This is a genomic window from Leisingera sp. F5, from assembly GCF_001593695.1.
Genome location: NZ_LUKH01000576.1, coordinates 1 through 2,078 on the forward strand (window position 1 = coordinate 1; position 2,078 = coordinate 2,078).

The following is a 2,078-nucleotide window of genomic DNA, read 5'->3' on the forward strand; positions in this document are numbered from 1 at the left end:
GTGGAGGGCTCCGGCCCTTAATCTGGCGCGGAAACGCAATTTCCGCCTGATAGGACCGCCATGAGCCAGATCACCGACACCCTCCTTGACCAGATCCGGGACCGCTTTGCCCAGATCGACACCTGCCCGCAGCAGGGCAGCCGCATCTTCTTTGAAAACGCCGGCGGTGCGCTGACGCTGAAATCGGTGGTGGAAACTTCGGTGCAATACGCCGCCATCGCCGACAACCAGGGCCGCGACAACCCCGGCAGTCATGAACTGGTGCGGGTGATTGCCAAGGCCAAGGACGACATGCGCGTCTTCATGAATGCGCCGGGCGGCCAGTTCTTTGCCGGCGAAAGCGGCACAGAGCTGTTGTTCCGCCTGATCATGAACGCCTGCCTAGGATCAGCCGAAGGCGGCACCGTGCTGGGCTCAACGCTGGAGCACCCCGCCACCCGCTCGGCCTGCGCCCGCTGGGCCGGGGTCGCGCGTCAGAACCATGTTCTGGTCCCGCATGACAACGCCAGCGGCACCCTCACCGCCGATGCCTATGCCGGCGCAGTTACCCCGGACACGGTGGTCGCCACCATCGTCCACACCTCCCCCGTCACCGGCATGGGTGTTGACATGGCCGCCTGCGCAGCTGCCATCCGCGAGGTTGCACCGGAATGCCTGATCATCGTCGACGGTATCCAGCACGCTGCCCACGGGCGGATTGACCTGACAGCCTACGGCGTCGATGGCTATGTGATTTCGCCCTACAAGATGTTCTCGCGTCACGGCTATGGCCTTGCATGGATCTCGGACCGGCTGACCGGGCTTCCGCATAACGCGCTGATCGACGGGCCGGAGGACAACTGGGAAATGGGCACCCGCGACACCGGCAGTTATGCCACGCTGTCCGATGTGGCCGATTACCTGAAGTGGCTCGGCGGCGCGGTGAGCGATGCCACGGACCGGCGCGCGAAATTCGTGGCCGCGGGCAAAGCAATTCACGCTCATGAAAAAGCGCTGACCGATGCAATGATCCACGGCACTGGCAACCTGCCTGGCCTGGCGGAGATGGAAGGCGTCACTATCCTGGGCGGTACAGACAACCCGGCGCGCGAAGGGCTGGTTTCTCTGGCCGTTGCGGGAGTGCCCTCGGTGGATGTGGTGAAACGCCTGAACGAAGAGGGCATCCGCACACATCTGCGAAAGGCGGATCATTACTCCGGCAATATCCTGACGCCCTTGGGTATGGATTCTTGCGTGCGGGTCTCCATGTGCCATTACAACAGCGTCAGCGAAGTGGCGAAGTTTCTCGGGGTGATGAAAGAGATCACTGGGTAACCAATGGCCGGGTGTTTTGCAAAAAGCAAAGCACCCGGCTCACTTGCTCTTCGACGGTGTGTATAGAATTTGTTGCTTAGTCGGAAAGAGCTTGTTTTGACATCACTATCTCCGTGTGGCCTTGTGGTCAGGTTTGGAGGGGATGTCCAAGTTTTGAATACTTTAAAAGAATTTGAGACGCGTGCCACTAGGCTGCTTGCCAAGGACACCGTTCCGGAACAGCATGTTGAGACGTTGTGTTCGTGTGCCAGTGTAGCGGACCTATGTTTGGGCGAACACGGCTACTCCATTACATTAAGTTCGATTGACTTACCCATCGAAAGGGTTGTTTTCGACAAACCGATCGTCAACGGGACGTACGGCGATCTTCTAACAGGTTTCGTTGCTTTCCTGGAAAACGGAGAGTTCACGCTGGAGTGTTTCGCCTATGGCGAAGACACCATACCTGCAAACTACCGTGACTTAGAAATAACCGTGTTTGTCTGACCTTCTCTAGCTGCATTGCCTCCTTCCAATGACCCATCGAATTCTGGGCCATTGGGTCTGAATTCTTCACGGGTCATCCCATCCCCTGCCAGCTAGTGTCGCGCAAAGGAATTGGCGGCACACCCTTGCCTGCAGGGCGTGCTGCATCTGGCACGCAGGCAAGGGAACATGACGCATGAAAACCCATGCACAGGCAGTTGTTATCGGTGGCGGTCTGGTCGGCTGTTCGATCCTCTACCACCTGGCCAAGCTCGGCTGGACCGACGTTGTCCTGCTGG

The 2,078-nt window shown here is 59.0% G+C and carries 3 protein-coding genes; all 3 read left to right on the plus strand.

The features are described 5' to 3' along the window. The first annotated feature begins 60 nt into the window (after positions 1-60). Positions 61-1,314: an aminotransferase class V-fold PLP-dependent enzyme gene (locus A2I95_RS33440; RefSeq protein WP_291736760.1), complete on the plus strand. Its 1,254-nt coding sequence runs from the start codon at positions 61-63 to the stop codon at positions 1,312-1,314. Positions 1,315-1,410: 96 nt separating this feature from the next. Further along, on the plus strand, positions 1,411-1,800 hold the full coding sequence (locus A2I95_RS33445) for a hypothetical protein (RefSeq protein ID WP_156916766.1): 390 nt from the start codon (positions 1,411-1,413) through the stop codon (positions 1,798-1,800). A gap of 175 nt (positions 1,801-1,975) precedes the next feature. Beyond that, a partial coding sequence (locus A2I95_RS42690) for an FAD-dependent oxidoreductase (RefSeq protein WP_367153187.1) occupies positions 1,976-2,078 on the plus strand: 103 nt, incomplete at its 3' end.

Excerpts from the sequence above, each read along its gene's own strand:
- A2I95_RS33440 (WP_291736760.1), top strand. The coding sequence starts at position 61 with ATGAGCCAGATCACCGACACCCTCCTTGACCAGATCCGGGACCGCTTT.